This is a genomic window from Novosphingobium olei (assembly GCF_012927405.1).
GTDB lineage: Bacteria > Pseudomonadota > Alphaproteobacteria > Sphingomonadales > Sphingomonadaceae > Novosphingobium > Novosphingobium olei.
Window position 1 is genome coordinate 66,878 of sequence record NZ_JABBGM010000003.1, and the last position, 23,328, is coordinate 90,205.

Annotated in this window: 22 protein-coding genes and 2 tRNA genes; 12 read left to right on the top strand and 12 right to left on the bottom strand. The window is 65.4% G+C overall.

Annotated features, from left to right (window positions below):
- Positions 1 to 25 precede the first annotated feature (25 nt).
- Together HHL27_RS08135 and HHL27_RS08140 are read right to left on the bottom strand one after the other, a co-directional pair.
- Positions 26 to 523, bottom strand: coding sequence for a flavodoxin family protein (locus HHL27_RS08135; protein ID WP_338114851.1), 498 nt, complete (start codon positions 521 to 523; stop codon positions 26 to 28).
- Positions 524 to 528: 5 nt separating this feature from the next.
- Complete coding sequence (locus HHL27_RS08140; protein WP_240959585.1) at positions 529 to 1,824, bottom strand: hypothetical protein; 1,296 nt, start codon at positions 1,822 to 1,824, stop codon at positions 529 to 531.
- 167 nt (positions 1,825 to 1,991) lie between these two features.
- Between HHL27_RS08140 and recJ the strand changes: the two genes are divergently transcribed.
- The 5 genes from recJ to HHL27_RS08165 all read left to right on the top strand — a co-directional run bounded on the left by recJ (position 1,992) and on the right by HHL27_RS08165 (position 5,507).
- Positions 1,992 to 3,767, top strand: coding sequence for a single-stranded-DNA-specific exonuclease RecJ (gene recJ, locus HHL27_RS08145; RefSeq protein WP_169492911.1), 1,776 nt, complete (start codon positions 1,992 to 1,994; stop codon positions 3,765 to 3,767).
- Between the two features lie 79 nt (positions 3,768 to 3,846).
- Positions 3,847 to 3,921, top strand: a tRNA-Glu gene (locus tag HHL27_RS08150).
- Between the two features lie 39 nt (positions 3,922 to 3,960).
- A tRNA-Glu gene (locus tag HHL27_RS08155) sits at positions 3,961 to 4,035 on the top strand.
- Positions 4,036 to 4,206: 171 nt separating this feature from the next.
- Positions 4,207 to 4,506, top strand: coding sequence for a hypothetical protein (locus HHL27_RS08160; RefSeq protein ID WP_169492912.1), 300 nt, complete (start codon positions 4,207 to 4,209; stop codon positions 4,504 to 4,506).
- Between the two features lie 110 nt (positions 4,507 to 4,616).
- Positions 4,617 to 5,507: a glycosyltransferase gene (locus HHL27_RS08165; RefSeq protein ID WP_169492913.1), complete on the top strand. Its 891-nt coding sequence runs from the start codon at positions 4,617 to 4,619 to the stop codon at positions 5,505 to 5,507.
- A gap of 34 nt (positions 5,508 to 5,541) precedes the next feature.
- Here HHL27_RS08165 and HHL27_RS08170 read toward each other — a convergent pair whose 3' ends face one another.
- A complete protein-coding gene (locus HHL27_RS08170; RefSeq protein WP_240959587.1) occupies positions 5,542 to 6,216 on the bottom strand; it encodes a DUF2490 domain-containing protein in 675 nt (224 codons plus the stop codon).
- 209 nt (positions 6,217 to 6,425) lie between these two features.
- On the opposite strand from HHL27_RS08170, the gene HHL27_RS08175 reads away from it, so the two are divergent.
- The 7 genes from HHL27_RS08175 to phoB all read left to right on the top strand — a co-directional run bounded on the left by HHL27_RS08175 (position 6,426) and on the right by phoB (position 13,668).
- Entirely contained in the window at positions 6,426 to 7,595 is a 1,170-nt protein-coding gene (locus tag HHL27_RS08175; protein WP_206069476.1) for a sensor histidine kinase, read from the top strand.
- Positions 7,596 to 7,690: 95 nt separating this feature from the next.
- Positions 7,691 to 8,737 (top strand): substrate-binding domain-containing protein, encoded by a 1,047-nt coding sequence (locus tag HHL27_RS08180; RefSeq protein WP_169492916.1) that lies wholly within the window; start codon positions 7,691 to 7,693, stop codon positions 8,735 to 8,737.
- 16 nt (positions 8,738 to 8,753) lie between these two features.
- Positions 8,754 to 10,136, top strand: a complete 1,383-nt coding sequence (pstC, locus tag HHL27_RS08185) for a phosphate ABC transporter permease subunit PstC (RefSeq protein ID WP_169492917.1) — start codon at positions 8,754 to 8,756, stop codon at positions 10,134 to 10,136.
- A gap of 8 nt (positions 10,137 to 10,144) precedes the next feature.
- A complete protein-coding gene (pstA, locus tag HHL27_RS08190; protein WP_169493273.1) occupies positions 10,145 to 11,404 on the top strand; it encodes a phosphate ABC transporter permease PstA in 1,260 nt (419 codons plus the stop codon).
- 1 nt (position 11,405) lies between these two features.
- A complete protein-coding gene (gene pstB, locus HHL27_RS08195; protein ID WP_169492918.1) occupies positions 11,406 to 12,218 on the top strand; it encodes a phosphate ABC transporter ATP-binding protein PstB in 813 nt (270 codons plus the stop codon).
- A gap of 8 nt (positions 12,219 to 12,226) precedes the next feature.
- Complete coding sequence (gene phoU / locus HHL27_RS08200) at positions 12,227 to 12,916, top strand: phosphate signaling complex protein PhoU (RefSeq protein ID WP_169492919.1); 690 nt, start codon at positions 12,227 to 12,229, stop codon at positions 12,914 to 12,916.
- 62 nt (positions 12,917 to 12,978) lie between these two features.
- Positions 12,979 to 13,668, top strand: coding sequence for a phosphate regulon transcriptional regulator PhoB (gene phoB / locus HHL27_RS08205; protein ID WP_169492920.1), 690 nt, complete (start codon positions 12,979 to 12,981; stop codon positions 13,666 to 13,668).
- 28 nt (positions 13,669 to 13,696) lie between these two features.
- Here phoB and HHL27_RS08210 read toward each other — a convergent pair whose 3' ends face one another.
- From HHL27_RS08210 to HHL27_RS08250, 9 genes are all read right to left on the bottom strand, one after another.
- Positions 13,697 to 13,969: a DUF1467 family protein gene (locus tag HHL27_RS08210; RefSeq protein WP_169492921.1), complete on the bottom strand. Its 273-nt coding sequence runs from the start codon at positions 13,967 to 13,969 to the stop codon at positions 13,697 to 13,699.
- A 36-nt stretch (positions 13,970 to 14,005) separates the two neighbouring features.
- Entirely contained in the window at positions 14,006 to 15,601 is a 1,596-nt protein-coding gene (locus tag HHL27_RS08215) for a ribonuclease J (protein ID WP_206069500.1), read from the bottom strand.
- 88 nt (positions 15,602 to 15,689) lie between these two features.
- Positions 15,690 to 16,472 (bottom strand): type III pantothenate kinase, encoded by a 783-nt coding sequence (locus tag HHL27_RS08220; protein ID WP_169492923.1) that lies wholly within the window; start codon positions 16,470 to 16,472, stop codon positions 15,690 to 15,692.
- A gap of 36 nt (positions 16,473 to 16,508) precedes the next feature.
- Positions 16,509 to 17,222 (bottom strand): biotin--[acetyl-CoA-carboxylase] ligase, encoded by a 714-nt coding sequence (locus HHL27_RS08225; protein ID WP_169492924.1) that lies wholly within the window; start codon positions 17,220 to 17,222, stop codon positions 16,509 to 16,511.
- A 36-nt stretch (positions 17,223 to 17,258) separates the two neighbouring features.
- Positions 17,259 to 18,722 (bottom strand): NADH-quinone oxidoreductase subunit NuoN, encoded by a 1,464-nt coding sequence (nuoN, locus tag HHL27_RS08230; protein WP_169492925.1) that lies wholly within the window; start codon positions 18,720 to 18,722, stop codon positions 17,259 to 17,261.
- On the bottom strand, positions 18,722 to 20,272 hold the full coding sequence (locus HHL27_RS08235) for an NADH-quinone oxidoreductase subunit M (protein WP_169492926.1): 1,551 nt from the start codon (positions 20,270 to 20,272) through the stop codon (positions 18,722 to 18,724). Before HHL27_RS08235 ends, nuoN begins: the two co-directional genes overlap by 1 nt.
- Positions 20,269 to 22,335, bottom strand: a complete 2,067-nt coding sequence (gene nuoL / locus HHL27_RS08240) for an NADH-quinone oxidoreductase subunit L (protein ID WP_169492927.1) — start codon at positions 22,333 to 22,335, stop codon at positions 20,269 to 20,271. The genes HHL27_RS08235 and nuoL overlap by 4 nt, the downstream gene beginning before the upstream one ends.
- A gap of 5 nt (positions 22,336 to 22,340) precedes the next feature.
- Positions 22,341 to 22,646 (bottom strand): NADH-quinone oxidoreductase subunit NuoK, encoded by a 306-nt coding sequence (gene nuoK, locus HHL27_RS08245; protein WP_169492928.1) that lies wholly within the window; start codon positions 22,644 to 22,646, stop codon positions 22,341 to 22,343.
- Complete coding sequence (locus tag HHL27_RS08250; RefSeq protein WP_169492929.1) at positions 22,646 to 23,263, bottom strand: NADH-quinone oxidoreductase subunit J; 618 nt, start codon at positions 23,261 to 23,263, stop codon at positions 22,646 to 22,648. The genes nuoK and HHL27_RS08250 overlap by 1 nt, the downstream gene beginning before the upstream one ends.
- Positions 23,264 to 23,328: the final 65 nt, after the last annotated feature.

The following is a 23,328-nucleotide window of genomic DNA, read 5'->3' on the forward strand; positions in this document are numbered from 1 at the left end:
CGCCACGTCAGAAACGATCCTTATATCAAAACATGCCGATATCGAGAGCGGCGGACAGTCCCTGTCCCAATTCATGACATCGCAAAATATCGTCGCGGCTGATCCGTTTCGGACCAAGAATAGCCTGCGGGGTCTGCGCTCCAGTATTGATGATCAGGCCCGGCTGGACGCGGCGCAACCGCCAACCGGTGACGATCCGGTTGATCTGTGCCTCGGCCCCCTGCCCCGCCGAACCGGCGGCGATGATCGTGGCAAAGCCGCGACCTTCCACCTGCCCGAGCAGCGGATAGTAGGTGCGATCGAAGAACTCTTTCATGCCCCCCGACATCGTGCCGAGGTTTTCGGGACAGACGAAGACATAGGCAGACGCCGCGCGCATCATGTCGGCAGTTGCCGCCTCTGCGTGGACGAGGATGGCACAGGCACCTGCGGCATCGGCGACGGCCTGGGCCGCCTGCCGAGCCGCGCCGGTGCGGCTGTGCCAGACCACGAGCAGTCTGGGATCCTGCGCGCCTGCCGTCACCGTCTTCAGCAGCCGTCGTTCGTGCCGGGCAGGCCAACGGCGCTGCCGATCAATCCGCCAAGACCGCCGAAGCCGCCCTTCTTCTTGCGCGGCGGGCACTGCTTCTGCTTCGAATCCCGGCCATCGGCAGCACCATCGTCACCCATGGCCATGCCATCCATCCCGGGCATTCCGGCAAGGAACGAGGTCATCGAACGATGCAGAATGCGCGCGCTCCATTCGATGTTCCAGACGGCCTTGGGATCCTTGGGCCTGGGCGGGAAGGCAAAGCTTTCTTCCGGGCCATAGGCATAGAGCGAGGTCATCATGAAATCGGGCGCGGCCTGCTTCACTTCGACCGGGACCGTGCAGGTGGTCGTCTGCGGCGAGAGCACCGTGCGATTGGCCACCAGCCGCGCGACCGTGGCGGGCGTGAGCCAGTCCGCCAGTCCGCCGCCGAATTCGCGCGTGGCGCTGGACGACCACCAGACGATGTCGGTCATTTCACCGCCGCGCCCGCCTTGTTTGCCGCCGATCAGCGAGGCGTGGTAGCCCGTGGCATCGGGCAGGGAATTCCACCGCAACAGTACCGACCCGCTTGGATTGGCGGTCGATCCGGCCTTCAACGCGCCCATGAAATCGTGCGACAGCGTGAAGTTCATCGTGGGCGTATAGTTGCCCGCCACGCGATGCGCGCCGAGCAGCGAGCTTTCGGGCTGGACGCTCTTGCCGTCGTCGGCGGGCCAGTGGCCCCAGGTCCGGCTGCTGGCCGGGCTGACATAGCGCTCTGTCGGAACGGCGGTGGACCACAGCCCCGGCGGCATCTGCCCCGCCGCGATCCGGGCAAAGTCGATCACCACCGGCTGCCCCGGCCCGACGTGTTCGCCGCATCCCCAGAAGATCAGCATCCGTCCCTTGGGTCGCTGGAAATCACGCTCGCCCGGCTTTTCGGGCACGGTCGGCGTGGACACCGGCGTCTTCAACGGCACCGATACACCCAGCTTGGCGCCGGCCGGCATGAAGTGATCGGCCTGGGGCGAGGCGCCCGTCGGCGCGCGGCTGGAGCCGAGATCGAGCCACAGTTCGTGGTTCGCACTGGACCTGCCGCCACCGAACGCCATGCTCATGGCCGCGCGCATACCGCCACCACGGCCCATCGCAGCCATCCCTCCCATGCCCGAAACCGTGCCGGCACGCATTTCGTACCGGGCGACCGGCCCGGTCGATCTTTGCGCCTGAAGGACCCCGCCAAGACCAACGCCCAGCAGCAGGGTGGCGGCAGAAAGTCCTGCCGCACGCCGAATCCAGTTGTGATGTCGCATCAAATCCGTCTCCTTCCGAACAGGCCCGAGACTCGGACGGTCTCTCTGGTGGACTGCGACCACCCCGATGCGACCATAGGACACGACATCGAGTCAACGCGCTGTGATCTGGCGCAAGACGCGCCGGCCTTTCCGCAGCGGCAGGATTGGTCTAGCGCGGAAGCCACATGATCCCTGTGACCTCCATCACCCATTCCCTATCCGGCCTCGCCTGGCGTTGGCGTGGCGGCAACATGGACCTTGGCGCGCGGTTCGACCTGAATGACGGGCTGGTCGACAAGCTGCTGCTGTCGCGCGGAGTGGCGCCCGACGATCTCGACCGCCATCGCCGCCCGACGCTGCGCGACTTCCTGCCCGACCCATCGATCTTCCGCGACATGGACGTGGCGGCCCGGCGCTTGGCCGACGCGATCGAGCGGCGCGAACAGGTGACGATCTATGGCGACTACGATGTCGACGGGGCGACCAGCGCGGCGCTGCTGATACGCCTGTTGCGCGATCTTGGCCTGCCCGCGCAGCCCTATATCCCGGACCGCCTGCTCGAAGGCTATGGCCCGTCGGGCGAGGCGCTGGTGCGACTGGCCAACGAAGGGTCGCAGCTGATCGTGACGGTCGATTGCGGGGCCATGGCGCACGAGGCGCTGGCCGCCGCGCACGCCACCGGCGTCGATGTGATCGTGGTCGACCATCACAAATGTTCGCCCGAACTTCCCCGCGCCGCCGCGCTGGTAAATCCCAACCGGCTGGACGAAATCGACGAAGCGGCCGCCCACGGCCACCTTGCGGCGGTGGGCGTTGCCTTCCTGCTCGCCATCGCGACGGTGCGCGCGCTGCGCGAACGCGGCTGGTTCAAGGACCGCCCTGCCCCGGACCTGCTCGGCCTGCTCGATCTTGTCGCGCTGGGCACGGTAGCGGACGTGGCGCAGTTGAAGGGACTCAACCGCGCGCTGGTGGCGCAAGGGCTGAAGGTGATGGCCCGGCGCGAAAACGTCGGGCTGGCCGCGCTGATCGATGCGAGCCGGCTGAACCGCGCGCCGACGTGTTCGGACCTGGGCTTTGCGCTGGGACCGCGAATCAATGCCGCCGGGCGGATCGGCGATTCGTCGCTGGGTGTGCGTCTGCTGACCACGAACGATCCCGACGAGGCGCGCGACATCGCGACGCGGCTGTCCGCGCTCAACGACGAACGCCGCGCGATCGAACAGGCCGTGCAGGAAGCCGCCGAGGCGCAGATCGACGCGCAGCACAACCGCGCCGTGGTGGTCTGCGCCGGTGCAGGCTGGCATCCCGGCGTGATCGGGATCGTGGCCGGGCGGATCAAGGAAAAGACCGGAAAGCCTACGCTGGTCATCGCGCTCGACGCCGACGAGGCGGGCATGGGCAAGGGTTCGGGCCGCTCCATCGCCGGGGTGGACCTTGGCGCCGCGATCATCGCAGCGCGCGAGGCGGGGATGCTGGTGGCGGGCGGCGGGCATGCCATGGCCTGCGGCCTGACCATCGATCCCGCACAGCTGGAACGGCTGTCCGACTGGCTGGACGAACGGCTGGCGCGCGACGTGGGCGAGGCGCGGGCGGCGCAATCGCTGTTGCTCGACTTGTCGCTCAATCCGGGCGGCCTGACGCCGCACCTGGTCGAGACGCTGGAGGCGGCAGGACCGTTCGGGGTCGGCTGGCCGGGCCCGCGCGTGGCAGTCGGTCCAGTTCGGCTGGTTAAATGCGACGTGGTCGGCGCGGACCACCTGCGCATGGTGGCGAGCGGCGCCGACGGGCGATCGTTCAAGGCCATGGCCTTTCGGGCAGCGCAGACCGAATTGGGCCAGGCCCTGCTCCACGGCCATCGCGGGCGGCAGTTCTGGCTCGCCGGGCGGGTGCGGATCGACGACTGGGGCAGCCGTCCCGCCGCCGAATTGCACGTCGAGGATGCCGCCTTTGCGGATGGATGACATTTTCACGAAATCGACGCTTGACGCCCCGGCATGATGCCAATAGAGGCGCGGACCTGCCCAGCGGCGCTAGCCCAGTGGCCCCTTCGTCTAGCGGTCAGGACGCGGCCCTTTCACGGCTGAAACACGGGTTCGATTCCCGTAGGGGTCACCACTAGCTGCCTTCCCGGCGGGCGAGATGCGCCCCCGGCTCGGCCCCTTCGTCTAGCGGTCAGGACGCGGCCCTCTCACGGCTGAAACACGGGTTCGATTCCCGTAGGGGTCACCATTTCACCAAATTCACGAGCCCAATTGGCAAATTCTGCCAATGATGTTGCATGTGCTTAGTCGAAACATCTCCGAAATGAGACAAATTGCCTACAAGTAACGGAACACGGTCATGCCATATTGGTTGAAACCGCAGACTGGGACGTGCGGTGATCATGACAGGTTTCTCGACATGGGCTCTCGCCTCTCTCGATCGGCCCAGCGCCTTCGAAGCGCTGCGATCGGTCTTAACAGCAGCGAAGACGTCGCGCTCGTCAACCGGTTCGCCGACGAACTCGAGGCCTTGTCGATGAGGGAAGACACGTTGAAGAGAATTGGCATTGCGGCCGAGGCATCGGGCACTTCCGAAACGCTCAAGGCCTGCCTGACCAGCGTGTTCAGCCTGCCTGAGGATGACAGCCTGGACTGGCTGATCGACAAGCTGGACGACAACGCTGCCGACACCAAGGCCGCGAACGGCAGCCGCCACTGATCCGCGTGCGCTCGTCGCGCCTGGCAGCATGGCGCGAGCGCGCGGGCGTTGCACGCCTTTGCCGGCAGGGATAAGCAGGGTCTTCTCCAAGTCTGGCAGAAAGTCCATGCGTGGCGCATTCGCCGCTTGATCCCGCCTCTTCTTTGCCAACCGGCCCTGCACCGCGGGTCAGCGTCATCGTTTGCTATCTGAACGGCGCCAACTTCATCGAAGAGGCGATCGGCAGCGTGCTGGCGCAGGACTGCTCCGATTGGGAGCTGGTGCTGGTCAATGACGGATCGAGTGACGAAAGCCCCGCGATCGCCGCGCGCCATGCGGCAAACGATCCGCGCATCAGGACGCTGAGCCACCCCGACGGGCGCAACCATGGCGTTGCCGCTGCGCGCAAACTGGGCGTGGACGCGGCGCGGGGGCGTCATATCGTGTTTCTAGACCACGACGACGTGCTTCGCCCCTGGGCGCTGTCACGGATGACGGGCATTCTCGAGCGCGAGGCGGACGTCGCCATGGTGTTCGCGCGCACGCTCTACTGGGCGTGGGACATGACCATCGGCAAGGAGGAGATGGAATCCTCGTTCGCCCCCTTCCCGCCCGGTCGCCTTGCCGGGCAGGTCATGCTGCGCGACCTGATCCGCTGGGACACGCGCCACCCGCCGCCGTGCAGCATCGCGCTGCGCCGCGATGTGCTGCTGGCGACGCGCGGCGACGGCGCGCTGTGGCACGGCATGTACGAGGAGACGGCGCTGCTGATGAAGATCCTGGCACGCCACGACGTCTGGCTGCTCGACGAGGTGGTCTCGTCCTACCGGATGCACCCGGATTCGATGTGCATCAAGGCCGAGGCGGCGGGCACGCTCAGCAACGAAACGGTCAGCCGCGATCGCGTGCGCTATATCGGCTGGGCCGCGCGCCATGTCGCCATGGACTGGCGTTCGCGGCTGCTGGCGCTGACAGTATGGCTCAAGGGCGAGGCAAAGCTGCGCCTCGCCCCGCGCCGTTGAGGCAGCCCCCCCACCGATCAGAAAGGGCCCTCGCTCAAAAGTTGCCGGTGAGCGCGACCGAGAACACGTGATCGTGGTTGTCGGGACCATTGCGCACGAACCCGTGCTGCAGCAGGTAGCCTGCCTCGATCCCGAACTTCTTGGACAGCGGGGCGGCAAGGCCGACGAAGTTGCGCATCCGCTCTTCGCCACCGATACGCTGGAAGCTGTTGGTATTGAGATCGATGAAGCTTTCGTGGCTGGCAACAAGGTTGACCTTGCCGGCGACGGGCACGCTCGCCTTGATGAACGGGCGCAGGCGCCATGCCGGGCCGCCCTGGCCTTCGCGCCAGCGCTCTTCTAGCCGGACGCGGCCCGACAGCTTGAGCTTGCCGATCGCGGCGAAGTTGTCGACGTTGACCTGCTGGCGGAAACGACGCTCCATGAGGGTGAAATCGCCGTGATCGTACTGAGGATTGTGCGTGTAGCCAAGCCACACGGTCACCTGCTTGGACGGCTTGTAGCCGACCATCAGGTTCTCCTCGATTTCATAGAGACCGCCACGGTTGTCGCTGAAGCGCAGCACGGTCTCGCTGCTGGCACGGAAGCCGCCGCCGAGATCGACATTGGCAGTGCCCGCACCCCAGGCCTGCGCATCATCGCGCGCCATGGCGGGGCTGGCGAAAGCGGCCGAGGCCGTGGCGATAAGGATCGTGGCCTTCAGGCTCATGCGCATTCTCGAGTTCCTCGGTTCAAGCTCGATCGGCCGCCTATGACGCTTCGGTGACACTATTGTTACAGATTGTGTCGGAATTTTGCACGTTCTTGACTGATGTATGACGAGCCCGGCGCCCGGACCGGTGGCGACACCATGGTTCTCCACGGTTTCGATCACGCTGCGTCATCCCTCCGTAACATTCATGCTATTGGGCGGGCATGATGCAGCGTCCCAAGCTTCCCTGGTCGGGTATCGCCGTGGCTATCGGCACGTCGGCGGCGATGATCGTCGCCGGCGCCAACTTCTGGCTTGCGGTTTCGGTCCTGATTCTGTGGCTCGGTTCGATCTGGCTATCGCGTCCCGAGCCGACGGTCGAGACGCGCGGCCCCGATGAAGGGACCGTCAGCCGCCAGGCGATGGTGGAACTGGTCGAACCGTTCAGCGTGCCGGTGCTGATGCTCGACAACCAGCGTATCGCCGCTGCCAATGCCGCTGCGCGCGAAGCGCTGGGCCCGCATGTCGTTGGACAGGATGCGCGCGTTGCCCTGCGCCACCCGGCGGCGATCAAGCTGCTCGATCAGCCTGAGGGCAGCGCGATGGTGCGCGGCCTGACCGGCGCGCGATCGATCTGGCAGGTGAACCGGGTGGCGATCGATTCGCGCTTTTCGCTGATCGAGCTGGTCAACCGCACCGCCGAAGCGGACATCAGCCGCGCCCATACCGATTTCGTCGCCAATGCGAGCCACGAGTTGCGCACGCCCCTCGCCTCGATCATCGGCTACATCGAGACGCTGTCCGACCCCGATGCCAAGGTGGACAAGGCAACCACCGCGCGATTCCATGCAACTGTGCTGCGCGAGGCGAAGCGGCTGCAGAGCCTGGTCGAAGACCTTATGAGCCTGTCGCGGATCGAGGCGGAAAAGCACGATGTGCCGACCGATCGGATCGACCTTGGCCAACTGGCCGAAAGCATCGTCGGAGAAGTCGGCGCCACCGTCGGCGAGGAGCGCGTGACGGTGTCTGCGGCGTCGGCGAACGTCACCGGCGATCGCCAGCAGCTGGACCAGGTGGTGCGCAACCTGATCGACAACGCGCTGAAGTACGGTGCGCCCGACAAGCCGGTCGAAGTCGCGGTCGCGGTGGAAGGGCGCGATGTGCTGCTGACCGTCACCGATCACGGCGAAGGCATCCATCCGGACCACATTCCGTACCTTACCCGCCGCTTCTACCGCACCGATCCCGGTCGAAGCCGTCAGGCGGGTGGCACCGGCCTTGGCCTTGCGATCGTGAAGCATATCGTGGAACGCCATCGCGGCGATCTCGACATCTCGAGCACGCTGGGAGTAGGGACAACCGTCGCCATCCGCCTTGCACTGGCGGCATCAGCTTGATGACAGGATTTTCCGCCCCGCCGGCATTTGTCACGGAACAGTCACAAAATCGTCGCATTGGCCGCCTCGTCCACGCGGATGGAAAGGTTTCCACCATGATCACCAAGCACAATCTCGCTCTTGCCACTGTCGCCCTCACCGCTCTCTCGCTCGCCGGCTGTGGCTCGCAGGGTGGCGGCAGCCGCGATCAGGTGCGCGCCGTCGGTTCTTCGACCGTCTATCCGTTCGCCAAGGCCGTTGCCGAGCAGCTCGCCAAGTCGGACGCCTCGATCAAGTCGCCGATCATCGAATCGACCGGCACGGGCGCCGGCATGAAGCTGTTCTGCGCCGGCGTCGGCCCGCAGCACCCCGACATCGAAGACGCTTCGCGCCGCATGAAGAAGTCCGAGTTCGAGGACTGCCAGAAGAACGGCGTCAAGGAGATCGTCGAGATCCAGGTTGGCCTGGACGGCGTTGCCTTCGCCGAAGGCAAGAACGGCCCCGGCATGGCCCTGACCCCCGAGGACGTCTACAAGGCGCTCGCCAAGAACCCCTATGGCAAGCCCAACACCGCCAAGACCTGGAAGGACGTGAACCCGGCGCTCGCCGACGAACCCATCCTTGTCTACGGCCCGCCGTCGACCTCGGGCACGCGCGATGCGCTCAAGGAGCTGATCCTGACCAAGGGTTGCGATGCCAATCCGGAAATGAAGGCGCTGAAGGACAGCGACAAGGACAAGCATGACGCCATCTGCGGCGAAGTTCGCGAAGACGGCGCCTATGTCGACGCGGGTGAAAACGACAACCTGATCGTCCAGAAGATCGAGGCCAATCCGAAGGCCATCGGCATCTTCGGCTTCTCGTACCTTGAAGAGAACAGCGACAAGCTGAAGGGCCTGACCATGTCGGGCATCGTGCCGACCTACCAGTCGATCGCGGACTTCAGCTACCCCGGCGCCCGCCCGCTCTACATCTATGTGAAGAAGGCGCACCTCAAGGCCATCCCCGGCCTGCAGGCCTATGTCACCGAATGGTCAAAGGCGTGGGGCAAGGGCGGTACGCTCGCCAAGCTCGGCATGGTGGTTGCGCCCGAAGACGTTCTTGCCAAGAGCGCCAAGGCCGTTTCCGACCTGCCCGTGCTCGACGGCGCGGAACTGAAGTAAGGATACCGAACACGTCATGTCGCCAGCCATCCTGCTCCTGCTCGCCTTCGGGCTGGGTCTCGTCGGCTGGCTGGCGGCACGTTCGCGCGCCTGGGCCTTTCGCCGGGCAGCGCCGAAGGGCCGCATCCACTCGCTGCCGGGCTTCCACGCCTGGTACGTGGCGTTGTGGATCGCGGTCCCTGCCCTTCTCTTCGCGCTGACCTGGAATGCGCTGAGCCCCAACCTCGTCACGACGAGCGTGCTGGCCGACCCTGCCGCGTCAGTGCTGCCCGCCTTCGGGTTCGAGCGCGATTCGATGCTGGCCGAAGCCCGCTCGGTCGCCACGGGCGCGGCACCTGCGGTGTTCAATGTCGATGCACAGGGGCTTGTCGCACCCTATCGCGCGGCGATCCTGCGCTATGAGATCATCGGCCTGGTCGCCACGCTGGTGATCGCCTTTGCCGGCGGCGTGTTTGCATTCCTGCGCCTGAAGCCAGATTTCACCGCCCGCACCCGCGTGGAACGCGCGGTGATGAGCCTGCTGCTGGTGGCCTCGCTCGTCGCGATCCTGACCACGCTTGGCATCATCGTCAGCCTGGTGTTCGAAACCGCGCGCTTCTTCTCGATGGTGTCGCCAATCGACTTCCTGTTCGGCACCCACTGGGCGCCCGACCCGATGAGCAGTGGCACGCCCGACGGCAAGCAGTTCGGCGCCATCCCGCTGTTCTGGGGCACGATCTACATCGGCGCGATCATCGCCATGATCGTGGCAATCCCGCTCGGCCTGATGAGCGCGATCTACCTGACGCAGTATGCCACCAACGGCGTGCGCAAGGTGATGAAGCCGCTGCTCGAAATCCTCGCCGGCGTACCGACCGTGGTCTACGGCTATTTCGCCGCGCTGACCGTGGCGCCCGCCGTGCGCGACTTTGCGCAAGCCATCGGCATCTCCAGCGCCTCGACCGAAAGCGCGGTGGCCGCAGGCCTTGTCATGGGCGTGATGATCATTCCGTTCGTCTCATCCATGGCTGACGATTCGATCGCGGCGGTGCCGCAGGCGCTGCGCGACGGCAGCCTCGCCATGGGCGCGACCAAGGCCGAGACGATCAGCAAGGTGCTGGTGCCTGCCGCCCTGCCCGGCATCGTGGCCGGCGTGATGCTGGCGATCAGCCGCGCGATCGGTGAAACGATGATCGTGGTCATGGCCGCAGGCGCTTCGGCCAACCTGACCGCCAACCCGTTCCAGTCGATGACCACGGTCACGTTCCAGATCGTGGCCATGCTGACCGGCGAAGGCAGCTTCGACCATCCCGCGACGCTGTCGGCGTTCGCGCTGGGCATGGTGCTGTTCCTCGTCACCCTCACCCTCAATTTCATCGCCCTGCGCGTCGTCAAGCGCTACCGCGAAGCCTACGAGTGACCGGCACCATGAGCGACAGCTTCGACAGCATCCAGGCGCAACGCCGCGCGCGCATGCAGGCAGGGCTTGCCAAGCGGTATCGCGCCGAGCGCAATTTCCGCCTGCTCGGGCTTGGCGCGATCGTCTTCTCGGCGCTCGTCTTGGCCTTCCTGCTCATCTCGATGACCTCGAACGGCGTTGCCGGGTTCAAGCGTGCCGAACTGCGCTTCGAAGTGCCGCTCAAGGGCCAGCTGCTGGTCGATGCCTCGCGCCTGCAGCAGGCCGACCCGCTCGGCGCGCTCGAATCCGCAGGGCTGCCGATGCTGGTCGACAGTGCGGCCGATGCAGCGCTCGGCAAGGACGGATCGACCTATCTGGCCAGCGGCGCCTGGCGCGATCTCGGCGCGCGGATCATTGCGCACCCCGACCTGCTGAACGAAGACAAGATCGACGTTTCGCTGCCGGCGAGCGACGATCTGGCCGCCGCGCAGCGCGGCGGCGGGGAAAGGGCGCTGCAGGACGCCGCCTACAACCTGGGCCGCAAGGGCCAGCTGGTCCGTGCCTTCGACTGGGGCTTCCTTGCCCGCTCGGACGCCACCAGCCCTCAGGCGGTGGGCATCTGGGGCGCGCTCAAGGGTTCGATGCTGACGATGCTCGTCACGCTGGGCCTCGCCTTCCCGGTGGGCGTGCTCGCCGCGCTCTACCTTGAAGAATACGCGACGCGGAACCGCTGGACCGACCTGATCGAAATCTCGATCAACAACCTCGCCGCGGTGCCCTCGATCATCTTCGGCCTGCTCGGCCTCGCCGTGTTCCTCGGCCTGTTCCCGAACTGGCGTTCGGCTCCGCTGATCGGCGGCATGACGCTGGCGCTGATGACGATGCCGGTGATCGTCATTTCCGGCCGCAACGCGATCAAGGCGGTGCCCCCATCGATCCGCGACGCCGCGCTGGCGATGGGTGCCAGCCCGGTGCAGGTGGTATTCCACCATGTGCTGCCGCTCGCCCTGCCCGGCATCCTGACCGGCACGATCATCGGCATGGCGCGCGCGCTCGGCGAAACCGCGCCGCTGCTGATGATCGGCATGCGCGCCTTCGTCGCCAGCCCGCCTTCGGGCTTCACCGCACCGTCGAGCGTGCTGCCGGTGCAGATCTTCCTGTGGTCCGACGAAATCGACCGCGGCTTCATCGAACGCACCAGCGCCGCGATCGTCGTGCTGCTCGTCTTCCTGCTCATCATGAACGGCCTTGCGATCTACCTGCGCAACCGCTTCGAGAAACGGTGGTAACATGAACACCCCTGCCCTCAGCCCCGCCCCGACGCCGACTTTCCCTGATCCGGTCGCCGAAGCGAAGATCAGCGCGAAGAACGTGTCGGTGTTCTATGGCGCCAAGCGTGCCATCGACGATGTGTCGATCGACATTCCCAAGAGCTACGTCACGGCCTTCATCGGCCCGTCGGGGTGCGGCAAGTCGACCTTCCTGCGCTCGCTCAACCGGATGAACGACACGATCGCCGGCGCGCGCGTCGAAGGCGAAATCCTGCTCGATGGCGAGGACATCTATCGTTCGGGCATGGACGTGGTGCAGCTGCGCGCGCGCGTGGGCATGGTGTTCCAGAAGCCGAACCCGTTCCCCAAGTCGATCTACGACAACATCGCCTATGGCCCCAAGATCCACGGCATCACCGGCAGCAAGAGCGAGCTGGACGGCATCGTCGAAACCTCGCTGCAACGTGCGGGTCTGTGGGACGAAGTCAAGGATCGCCTGTCGGACAGCGGCACCGCGCTTTCGGGCGGCCAGCAGCAGCGCCTGTGCATCGCGCGCGCCATCGCGGTCGATCCCGAAGTGATCCTGATGGACGAGCCCTGCTCGGCGCTCGATCCGATCGCCACCGCGCGCATCGAGGAGCTGATCGACGAACTGCGCGGACGCTACGCCATCGTCATCGTCACCCACTCGATGCAGCAGGCTGCCCGCGTTTCGCAGCGCACCGCGTTCTTCCATATTGGCAAGATCGTGGAATATGGCACCACGTCCGACATCTTCACGAACCCGCGTGAAGAGCGCACCAAGGACTACATCACCGGGCGCTACGGGTAAGGAACAGCATGGTGGCCGAACATACCGTCAAGGCATTCGACGAAGACATCACCCGCCTGCGCGGACTGGTGGCGGAAATGGGCGGCCTGGCCGAGCTTTCCGTGACCGAGGCGATGGACGCGCTGGTCAACGGCAACGAGGAACTCGCCGCCAGCGTGATCACGCGCGACAAGCGGATCGACCAGCTCGAGGCAGAGGTAGACCGGCTCGCCATCCGCGTGCTCGCGCTGCGTGCGCCGATGGCGGACGACCTGCGCGAGGTGATCACCGCGCTCAAGATCGCGGGCGTGATCGAGCGGATCGGCGATTATGCCAAGAACATCGCCAAGCGCGTGGGCCACATCGAGGGGCGCAAGCGGTTCGAGCCGCTGACCCTGCTGCCGGCGATGAACGAACTCGCTGCCGACATGGTACACGATGTGCTGACCGCGTTCGCCGCGCGCGATCCTTCGGCCGCGGCCGAGATCGTGCAGCGCGATGCCAAGGTCGACGCCTTCTACGACAGCGTGTTCCGCAACTTCGTGTCGTACATGGTGGAAAATCCCGCCACGATCAGCTCGGTGGCGCAGCTGATGTTCGTTGCGCGCAACATCGAACGCATCGGCGATCAGGCGACCAATATCGCCGAGATGGTCTACTACGCGGCAACCGGCCTCAATCTTCCCGAACGCGAGGACGTGCCCGCGCCTAAGGTCTGATCTTCGTCACACGGCAGTAACATTTCCCGTGTCTTGGCAATAGGACTGTCACGGAGGATTGTGTGTCGGCTCCCAAGCTGCTTCTCGTCGAAGATGATACTGCGCTGGCCGAGCTGGTCGAATATCGCTTCCGTGGCGAGGGCTACGATGTCCGCACCACCGATGACGGCGACGAGGCTTTGCTGCTCGCGGCCGAGGACACCCCCGATCTGGTCCTGCTCGACTGGATGATCGGCGGGACCAGCGGCATCGAGGTGTGTCGCCGCCTGCGCCGCAACAAGTCGACCGCGCACGTGCCGATCATCATGCTGACCGCGCGCCATGACGAGGACGACCGCGTTCGCGGTCTCGAAACCGGGGCCGATGACTATGTCACCAAGCCCTTCTCCCCGCGCGAGCTGATCGCCCGCGTCGGCGCGGTGCTGCGCCGCGTGCGCCCGGCCCTTGCCGGTGAGACGATCACCGTGGGCGACCTGACTCTCGATCCCACGGCGCACCGCGTGATGCGCCAGGGCGAAGCGCTCAAGATCGGGCCGACCGAATTCCGCCTGCTCAAGCACTTCATGGAGCATCCCGGCCGCGTCTTTTCGCGCGGGCAGTTGCTCGATGCGGTCTGGGGATCGGGCTCGGACATCGAACTGCGCACCGTCGACGTGCACATCCGCCGCCTGCGCCAGGCCATCGCGCTGCCAGGAGCAGCCGATCCGGTCCGCACCGTTCGCTCGGCCGGTTACGCGCTCGAAGGCGTCTGAGACCGCGACGCGACCCCGGACAGGGCCGTCAGATACCCAACAGCCGCGACACGTCGAGATCGTCGATCGTGATCCACCGGTTGACGTAGTTGACGTAGTACAGCCCGAACAGCACCGCCGAAAGGATCGTCGCGCGCAGCGCCACGCGGCCCGGGCGCCAGTTGGCGGGTGCCGAATGGACCTGGCCGGGTATCTTCTCGACGCCAAGTTCGTCGGCGGTGCGCACGCCAAAGGGCATCACCAGGAACGCGGAAAAGACCCAGAACAGCGAATAGATCGCGACGATCGACGTCCACTTCATGGCAATGCCCTGTCTGCTGGAGTCTGTTGAAACGATTCAGGCTTCGCGCAGCAGAACCTGGACCACCGGCTTCTTGCCGGACCAGCGCTGCGCGGCCCGCCTTACCGCCAAGCGCACCGCTTCGGCAACCGCTACCCGATCCCGCTTGCGATCGCCCTTGAGGGTACGCACGGCTTCGGCCGCATCGCTTTCCGCCTCGATCACGAAGTCCTGCAGATCCTCGTCGAGCGGCAGGCCGACCGGGGCCACCTGCACCGGCGACACCAGCTTTCCATCGCGCGACACGGCCAGCGACACGGCGACGATGCCGGCCTGCCCCAGCTTGCGCCGCACGCCCATCGCCTCACCATCAGCAGGCGCGATGATATCACCATCGAGCACCAGACGCCCGGCGCGCACCTCGGTCAGCTTGTGCGGCCCGTTGGGAGCCAGGCGAACCAGATCGCCGTTCTTCTGCACGATGGTCTTGGCGATGCCTTCGGCTTTGCCGAGCCGCGCCTGCTCGCTCATGTGCCGCATCTCGCCGTGCACCGGCACGAGGATCTGGGGGCGCAACCAGTCGTAGAGCGCAACCAGTTCGGGCCTGCCCGGATGGCCGGAGACGTGGATCATCGACTGGCGGTCCGTCACCAGCAGCACGCCCTTTTCGACGAGCTGGTTCTGGATGCGCCCGATCGACAGTTCGTTGCCCGGAATCTGGCGGCTGGAGAAGAGCACGACGTCGCCCTTCTCAAGCTTGATCGGATGCTGGTCGCCCGCGATGCGCGACAATGCGGCCCGGGGTTCGCCCTGTCCGCCCGTGGCAAGGATCAGCACCTCGCCGCGCGGAAGGTCCATCGCCTGGTCCATCGAGACGATATCGGGGAAATCCTCAAGATAGCCGCAGGCCTTCGACACCGCGATGATGCGGTCGAGCGAGCGCCCGGCAACGCAAAGCTGCCGCCCGGTCGCCTCGGCCACTTCGCCCAGCGTTTGCAGCCGCGCCACGTTGGAGGCGAAGGTCGTCACCACCACGCGGCGGCCCTTCATCTGCTCGACGCTTTCGAGCAGTCCGGCCCGCACCGCGCCTTCCGAACCGGACGGGTTCGGATTGAACACGTTGGTCGAATCACAGACGAGCGCGAGCACGCCTTCGTCGCCGATCGCGGTCAATTCTTCTTCAGTCGCCGGGGTGCCGATGCGGGGTTCGTCATCGAGCTTCCAATCGCCGGTATGGAACACGCGGCCATAGGGCGTGTCGATCACCAGCGCGTTGCCCTCGGCGATCGAGTGCGCCAGCGGCACGTAGCGGATGTCGAACGGACCCAGGCTGAACGCCGCCTCGTTGGGCACCACGTTCAGCTCGACGGTCTTGTCGAGCCCGGCCTCGACCAGTTTCTCCTTCACCAGGCGCGCGGTGAAGGGCGTTGCGTAAAGCGGCACGCCCAGTTCCTGCGCGAAATAGGGCACGGCGCCGATATGGTCTTCGTGCGCGTGGGTCAGCACGATGCCGATCAGATCCCTGGCGCGCTCCTCGATGAACTCGAGATCGGCAAAGACCAGGTCCACCCCCGGATAGTACGGATCGGCGAAGGTCATGCCGAGGTCGACCATCAGCCATTTGCCATCGCAACCGTAGAGGTTGACGTTCATCCCGATTTCGCCCGAACCGCCGAGCGCGAGGAAAAGCAGTTCCTTGCCGGGCTTCACATCAACTCCCTCAAAACGGTATCCTTCTCGTTCAGGCCAGCGATGCCGCGCGCTCACCCAGCAGGGCGATGCCCTCCAGCGTGAGATCGGCATCGACGTGGTCGAAAATTCCGGTGTGGTCACCGAACAGGACGGCAAGGCCACCTGTCGCCACGACTTGCGCAGGGCGACCGATCTCGCTGCGCATCCGGGAAATCAGCCCCTCCATCATCGCGACATAGCCCCAGAACACGCCGATGTGCATCTGGTCTTCGGTGTTGCGGCCAATCACGCTGCGGCTGGCCGGCGCTTCGATGGCGATGCGCGGCAGCTTGGCCGCCGCACTCACCAATGCATCGAGCGAAAGGTTGATCCCCGGCGCGATGATGCCGCCCTTGTACGATCCCATGAAGTCGATGTGATCGAAGGTCGTGGCGGTGCCGAAATCGACGACGATCAGATCGCCTGCGTACTTGGCGTGGGCGGCAATCGCGTTGACCGCACGATCGGCGCCCAGCGAGCGCGGTTCATCGACATCGGCGACGAAGCCGTAACTCGCAAGCCCCTCGCCCGCGACAAGCGCGTCGATGCCGAAATACTTCTGCGCCAGAACCTTGAGATTGTGCAGCGCGCGCGGGACAACCGTGGAGATGACGATCTGCTTCACAACGTCTCGACCGTAGCCTTCGAGTTGCAGCAGTTGCAGCAGCCACACGGCGTATTCGTCGCCCGTGCGGCGCGGATCGGTGGCAACGCGCCAGCGGCCCTTGATCTCCCGCCCGTCAAACAGCGCAAAGACCACGTTGGTGTTGCCCACATCGACTGCCAGCAGCATCAGACTTTTCCCTCTCGCGACCGGTTCGGCGGCGTTTCAGCCGACCAGATCGATATCGCCGGCGTGGATGGCACGGGTCGCGCCATCCGCCAAGCGGAGAAGCGCGACGCCATCGGCATCGATCCCGCCGAACGCGCCCATCAGCAGGCCATGTTCTCGGTCGTTCACGCTGATCAGGCTGCCGACCGGCATGGCGCGGGCCAACCACTCCTGCCGCAGCACCGGCCATTCGCCGCAGTGCCAGCGCGTGAGCGCCCAGCTCCATTCCTGCGCCAGCGCGGTGGCGAAGGCGTCGCGCTCGATCGGAAAGCCGAGCGCGGACAGCGCGGCCGTCTGGCGGTCGGGAAGCTGTGGCGCCTGCGACAGGTTCACACCGATGCCGACGACAACGGCATCGCCCTGCCGTTCGAGAAGGATCCCGGCGAGCTTCGCCTGACCCACCAGCAGGTCATTGGGCCACTTGAGCACCAGATCCTGCAGCGAAGGCGCCAGCGCCATGACCGCCCGATGCGCGGCAAGCCCGGCCACCAGCGCCAGCGTCTGCGGCAATGGATCGCCGCTGCGCAGGTGCGCAACGGTCGATCCCATGAAGTTACCGAACCCATCGGACCAGATGCGACCGGCGCGGCCGCGGCCGGCAACCTGTCGGTCAGCGACGAGCCAGGCGGCCTCTGGCGCCGCCTCGCCCGCGGCAAGCCGGGCCAGCAGGGCCGCGTTGGTCGAGCCGATCTCCGCGACCGTCTCGATCATGCGCCCTGCCTAGCCCGGATCATCAGACGTTGGGCATCAGAAGTGGAACAGCGCGGCCGCGGCGTTGCCTGCCAGCGTGTGCAGCCAGTTCGTCAGCAGGTAGCCGAGCGGCGAGATGAACACCGACGCGATCACCAGCAGCACGCCATGGGCAAGCTCCGACTTTCCGCGCACCTTGTCGGCGGCCTCGTCGAAATACATCACCTTCACCACCTTGAGGTAGTAGAACGCGCCGATCACCGAAGCCGCGATGCCGATCGCTGCCAGGGCGACGAGGTTCGCCTGCACGGCGGCCTGGAACACCACGAACTTGCCCCAGAAGCCGAACAGCGGCGGGATGCCGGCAAGGCTGAACATCACCGCAGCCAGCGCCGCGGCAAGGCCCGGGCGGGTCTTGGAAAGCCCGGCGAGGTCGGCGATCGATTCCACCGGCTCGCCATCTTCGTCGCGCAGCATCAGGATAGCCACGAAGCCCGCCACCGACATGGCGACATAGATCGCGATGTAGATCAGCATCGCCGCCGCACCCGGCTGGTTCGCACAGGCAAGGCCGATCAGGATGAAGCCGACGTTGTTGATCGACGAATAGGCCATCAGGCGCTTGATGTTGGCCTGCCCGATCGCGCCCAGCGCGCCGATCACGATCGAAAGGATCGCGGCGAAGATCACGATCTGCTGCCACGCCTGCGGCACGGCGCCAAACGCAACCAGGCTGATCCGCATCAGCAGCGCCAGTGCCGAAACCTTCGATGCGGTGGCGAAGAAAGTCGTCACCGGGGTCGGCGCGCCTTCGTAGACGTCAGGGGTCCACATGTGGAACGGCGCGGCGCTGATCTTGAAGGCCATGCCGGCCAGCACGAACACCATGCCGAACACCGCGCCGGTCGACAGCGTGCCAGCGGCCAGCGCGGCATGGATGCCGGTAAAGCTGGTGGTGCCGGTGAAGCCGTAGGTCAGGCTGACGCCGTAGAGCAGAATGCCCGAGGCGAGCGAGCCGAGCACGAAGTACTTGAGGCCCGATTCCGCCGAACGCTCGTCCTTGCGCAGGATCGCGGCCAGCACGTACGAGGCGAGGCTGTTGAGCTCCAGACCGATGTACAGCGTCAGCAGGTCGGTGGCCGAAACCATGATCCCCATGCCCAGCGCCGCGAACAGCACCAGCAGCGGGAATTCGGCGCGCATCGCCTTGAAGCGGTCGAAGAACGCAGGCGCGACGATCAGCGTGACCGCCGCCGAAGCATAGATCAGCAGCTTGCCGAAGGCCGAGAAGGCGTCGGCGCGATACTGGCCGCCGAACGCGATCGTATCGGCCCCCATCGCGGCGCCGCACAGGGCGGGCGCGGCGATCAGCGCGGCAACGGTCAGCGCAGCCACCGTCGCGATCGAGATTGCGCGCGCGGCCTTGTCACCGGCCCAGGCGGCCCACAGCAGCAGGATCAGCCCCGCAATGCTCAGGACTTCCTCGCCGGCAACCAGCTGGAGAGAGCGGACGAGTTCCATCAGTGCGCCTCCCCCTGCGCGTCATTGTGCTCTGCGGCTTCATGTTCAGCGGCGGGCTTGGCAGCGCCCTTCTTGACCTGCGCATCGCCCTTCGGCGCGGCAACGGCAACGCGGGCATCGAGCATGGCGATATCCTTGCGCATCGGCGCGAGGAACGATTCCGGATAGACGCCCATCCACAGCACGACGAGGCCCAGCGGAACCATCATCAGCCATTCGCGCGTGTCCAGATCGGGCATCGCGGCTGCGTCGGCGTTCTTCTGTTCGCCGAAGATCACCCGGCGATAGAGATAGAGCATGTAGGCCGCGCCCAGGATGATGCCCGTGGTGCAGACCAGCGCCACCCAGCTCGACGCCTGATACACGCCCATCAGCGAAAGGAATTCGCCGACGAACCCGCTGGTGCCCGGCAGGCCGATCGAGGCCATCGTGAACAGCAGGAAGAACAGCGCGAAATAGGGCATGTTGATCGCAAGTCCGCCGTAGCGGTCGATCTCGCGGGTGTGCAGACGATCGTAGATCACGCCCACGCCAAGGAACAGCGCGCCCGCGACCAGACCGTGGCTGAGCATAATCAGCATCGAGCCTTCGAGGCCCTGCACGTTGAAGGCGAACAGGCCGATCGTCACGATCGCCATGTGCGCCACCGAGGAATAGGCGATCAGCTTCTTGATGTCGTGCTGCACCAGCGCGATCAGCGAGGTGATCACCACCGCCGCCATCGACAGGCCCCAGACCAGCGGCGCGAACTGCGCCGAGGCAACCGGGAACATCGGCAGCGAGAAGCGGATGAAGCCGTAGCCGCCCATCTTGAGCAGCACGCCTGCCAGGATCACCGAACCTGCGGTCGGTGCCTGAACGTGCGCGTCGGGCAGCCAGGTGTGGACCGGCCACATCGGCATCTTCACCGCAAAGCTGGCAAAGAAGGCCAGGAACAGCCAGGTCTGCGCGTGCGGCGGGAAGTTGTACTGCATCAACGTCGGGATGTCGGTCGTGCCGGCGGCGTTCACCATCCAGAACATCGCGATCAGCATCAGCACCGAGCCGAGCAGCGTGTAGAGGAAGAACTTGTAGCTGGCGTAGATGCGATCCGCGCCACCCCAGATGCCGATGATCAGGTACATCGGGATCAGGCCGGCTTCGAACATGATGTAGAACAGGAACAAGTCCTGCGCCGCGAAGACGCCGATCATCAGCGTTTCCATCAGCAGGAAGGCGGCGTAGTATTCGCCGGCGCGCTTCTCGATCGAGTTCCAGCTGGCGCCGATGCAGATCGGCATGAGGAACACGGTCAGCGCGATCAGCACCAGCGCGATGCCGTCGATGCCCAGCGCCCAGCTGAAACCTGCGAACAGGTTGGCCCGCTCGGTAAACTGCCACTGCGCGCCGCCGGTGTCGAAATTGGCCCACAGGACCGCGCCCAGCGCCAGATCGACCAGCGTCGTCACCAGCGCGATCATCCGCGCCTGTTCACGCCCCGCCTTGAGGCACGCCACCGCACCGACCAGCGGCACCAGCAGCATCAGCGAAAGGATAGGGAAGCCGCTCATCGTGCAATCACCCAGCTGATCGCCCCGACAAGTCCGACGAGCATGACCAGCGCATAGCTGTAGAGATATCCGGACTGGAGCTTGACCGCGGCCTTGCTCCCCTTGGCGACGACCCAGGCCGCGCCGTTCGGGCCGAAGCGGTCGATGATGCCTTGGTCACCCACCTTCCAGAATACGCGGCCGAGCCACAGGGCCGGACGGACGAACAGGAAGTGGTAGAGCTCGTCGAAGTACCACTTGTTCAGCAGGAACTTGTAGAGGAAGCCGAACTGGTCGACGAACGCCGCCGGGAAGCGCGTGTTCTTGATGTAGCCGTACCACGCGATCAGCAGGCCGGTCGCCATCACCGTGAACGGCGCCCACTTCACCCAGTGCGGCACGCCATGCATCGCGTGGATCAGGTGTTCGTGGAACACCAGCGCACCCTTCCAGAACTCGCCCTCGCCTTCGCTGACGAAGGCATGGTTGAAGACAATGCCCGCGAAGATCGCGCCCAGCGAAAGGATGCCCAGCGGCACCAGCATGTTGAACGGGCTTTCGTGCGGGTGGTAGCCTGCCGTGCCATCGCCATGCGCGTCGTGATGCGCGTGCGCATGATCGTCATGCCCGTGCGCATGGTCGTGGGCGTGGTCATCATGACCGTGCCCATGCGCATCGTGCACCGCATGCTGGATGTGCTCGCTCTGCTCCCACCGCGGCTTGCCGAAGAAGGTCAGGAACACCAGGCGCCAGCTGTAGAAGCTGGTGAGAAGCGCAGCGAAGATGCCCATGAAGAAGGCGAAGTGCGACAGTTCGGTGCCACGCGCAAAGGCTGCTTCGAGGATCGCGTCCTTCGAATAGAAACCGGCGAAGCCCGCAACGTCGACGATGCCGACACCGGTGATCGCCAGCGTGCCCATCGTCATCGCCCAGAAGGTCAACGGGATGTGCTTACGCAGGCCGCCATAATACCGCATGTCCTGTTCGTGGTGCATCGCGTGGATGACCGAACCCGCGCCAAGGAACAGCAGCGCCTTGAAGAACGCGTGGGTGAAGAGGTGGAACATCGCCGCGCCATAGGCGCCGACGCCCGCGGCGAAGAACATGTAGCCCAGCTGCGAACAGGTCGAATACGCGATCACGCGCTTGATGTCGGTCTGCGTCGTGCCGATCGTGGCGGCAAAGAAGCAGGTCGCGGCGCCGATGAACGTCACGAAGCCGAGCGCGGTCGGGCTGCATTCGAACAGTGGCGACAGGCGGCAGACCATGAACACGCCGGCGGTCACCATCGTCGCGGCGTGGATCAGCGCCGACACCGGGGTCGGGCCTTCCATCGCGTCGGGCAGCCAGGTGTGCAGCCCAAGCTGCGCCGACTTGCCCATCGCGCCGATGAACAGCAGGATGCACAGCACCGTCGCGGTATCCAGGCGATAGCCCAGGAAGCCGATGGTCGAACCGTTCAGCACGCCAGGTGCCGTCTGCAGGATGGTCGGGATCGACACGGTGCCGAACACCAGGAACACCCCGAAAATGCCCATCATGAAGCCAAGGTCGCCCACGCGGTTGACCACGAAGGCCTTCATCGCGGCGGCGTTGGCGCTGGGCTTGCGGAACCAGAAGCCGATCAGCAGGTACGAGGCAAGGCCCACCCCTTCCCAGCCGAAGAACATCTGCACCAGATTGTCCGCCGTCACCAGCATGAGCATGGCGAAGGTGAACAGCGAGAGGTACGCAAAGAAGCGCGGCTGGTCCGGCTCCTCGCTCATGTAGCCCCATGAGTACAGGTGGACGAGCGCCGAGACGCTGGTGATAACCACCAGCATGACCGCGGTGAGCGTATCGACGCGCAGCGCCCACTGGAAGTCGAGGTCACCCGACTTCACCCACTGCAGCACCGGCACGACGCTGGCCTCTGCGCTGCCGTTCAGGAACGACAGGAAGATCGGCCACGACAGCGCGCAGCTGATGAACAGCGCGCCAGTGGTCACGACCTTGCTCGGCACGAAGCCCAGCTTCTTGTTGCCGAGCCCGGCGACGATCGCTGCCAGCAGCGGCAGGAACACGATGATCAGGATAGGATGCACGTCTCTTATCCCTTCATCCGGTTGACGTCGTCGACGGCGATGGTGCCGCGTCCGCGGAAGTAGATGACGAGGATTGCAAGGCCGATGGCCGCCTCACCCGCCGCCACGGTCAGCACGAACATCGCGAAGATCTGGCCGACCAGATCGTGCAGCGCCGCGCTGAAGGCCACCAGGTTCAGGTTCACCGACAGCAGGATCAGTTCGATCGCCATCAGGATGATGATGACGTTCTTGCGGTTGAGGAAGATGCCGAGCACGCCGAGCACGAAAAGGATCGCGCTGACCACGACATAATGTTCGATGCCGATCATCAGAGCTGGACCCCCTTGCCCACTTCCGGCTGCACGTTGATCGTGGCGTCCTCGGGACGACGCGCGACCTGCTTCGAGATGTTCTGGCCGCGAACGCCGCTGCGCTGGCGATGGGTCAGCACGATTGCGCCGATCATGGCCACCAGCAGGATCACGCCGGCCGCTTCGAACAGGAACAGGTAGCGGCTGTAGAGTAGCGCGCCGATGGCCGCCGTGTTCGACAGGCCGGCGGTTGCCGCGCCCGCACCGTCAGCCACGCCCAACGGCAGTGACCCTGCACGATAGGCACCCACGCCCAGCACCAGCTCGGCCAGCAGCACCACCGCCAGCACGAAACCCAGCGGAAAATTGTTGATGAAACCGGCGCGCAGTTCGGCGAAGTCGATGTCGAGCATCATGACGACGAACAGGAACAGCACCGCGACCGCGCCGACGTAGACGATGACCAGCAGCATCGCGATGAATTCGGCCCCGGCAAGGACCATCAGGCCCGCCGCGTTGAAGAACGCGAGGATCAGCCAGAGCACCGAGTGCACCGGATTGCGGGCGAGGATGGTGATCGCGCCAGAGGCGATCATCAGCGTCGCGAAGAGGTAGAAGGCAAATGCCTGAATCATGATTTCCTACCTCCGTTCGCCTCGAGCGAAGTCGAGAGGCGTTGAGAAGGTGTCTCGACTGCGCT

What these genes read in the sequence shown, in the direction of transcription:
- HHL27_RS08250 (WP_169492929.1), bottom strand. Translation starts at nt 23,263, where the DNA reads ATGATTCAGGCATTTGCCTTCTACCTCTTCGCGACGCTGATGATCGCC.
- pstC (WP_169492917.1), top strand. Translation starts at nt 8,754, where the DNA reads ATGTCGCCAGCCATCCTGCTCCTGCTCGCCTTCGGGCTGGGTCTCGTC.
- HHL27_RS08140 (WP_240959585.1), bottom strand. Translation starts at nt 1,824, where the DNA reads ATGCGACATCACAACTGGATTCGGCGTGCGGCAGGACTTTCTGCCGCC.
- pstB (WP_169492918.1), top strand. Translation starts at nt 11,406, where the DNA reads ATGAACACCCCTGCCCTCAGCCCCGCCCCGACGCCGACTTTCCCTGAT.
- HHL27_RS08210 (WP_169492921.1), bottom strand. Translation starts at nt 13,969, where the DNA reads ATGAAGTGGACGTCGATCGTCGCGATCTATTCGCTGTTCTGGGTCTTT.
- nuoK (WP_169492928.1), bottom strand. Translation starts at nt 22,646, where the DNA reads ATGATCGGCATCGAACATTATGTCGTGGTCAGCGCGATCCTTTTCGTG.
- HHL27_RS08160 (WP_169492912.1), top strand. Translation starts at nt 4,207, where the DNA reads ATGGGCTCTCGCCTCTCTCGATCGGCCCAGCGCCTTCGAAGCGCTGCG.
- recJ (WP_169492911.1), top strand. Translation starts at nt 1,992, where the DNA reads ATGATCCCTGTGACCTCCATCACCCATTCCCTATCCGGCCTCGCCTGG.
- HHL27_RS08220 (WP_169492923.1), bottom strand. Translation starts at nt 16,472, where the DNA reads ATGCTGCTGGCAGTCGATGTGGGCAACACCAACGTGGTCTTTGCGCTG.
- HHL27_RS08235 (WP_169492926.1), bottom strand. Translation starts at nt 20,272, where the DNA reads ATGAGCGGCTTCCCTATCCTTTCGCTGATGCTGCTGGTGCCGCTGGTC.
- nuoN (WP_169492925.1), bottom strand. Translation starts at nt 18,722, where the DNA reads ATGGAACTCGTCCGCTCTCTCCAGCTGGTTGCCGGCGAGGAAGTCCTG.
- phoU (WP_169492919.1), top strand. Translation starts at nt 12,227, where the DNA reads ATGGTGGCCGAACATACCGTCAAGGCATTCGACGAAGACATCACCCGC.
- HHL27_RS08225 (WP_169492924.1), bottom strand. Translation starts at nt 17,222, where the DNA reads ATGATCGAGACGGTCGCGGAGATCGGCTCGACCAACGCGGCCCTGCTG.
- HHL27_RS08180 (WP_169492916.1), top strand. Translation starts at nt 7,691, where the DNA reads ATGATCACCAAGCACAATCTCGCTCTTGCCACTGTCGCCCTCACCGCT.
- HHL27_RS08215 (WP_206069500.1), bottom strand. Translation starts at nt 15,601, where the DNA reads ATGAACGTCAACCTCTACGGTTGCGATGGCAAATGGCTGATGGTCGAC.
- HHL27_RS08175 (WP_206069476.1), top strand. Translation starts at nt 6,426, where the DNA reads ATGCAGCGTCCCAAGCTTCCCTGGTCGGGTATCGCCGTGGCTATCGGC.
- HHL27_RS08170 (WP_240959587.1), bottom strand. Translation starts at nt 6,216, where the DNA reads ATGAGCCTGAAGGCCACGATCCTTATCGCCACGGCCTCGGCCGCTTTC.
- pstA (WP_169493273.1), top strand. Translation starts at nt 10,145, where the DNA reads ATGAGCGACAGCTTCGACAGCATCCAGGCGCAACGCCGCGCGCGCATG.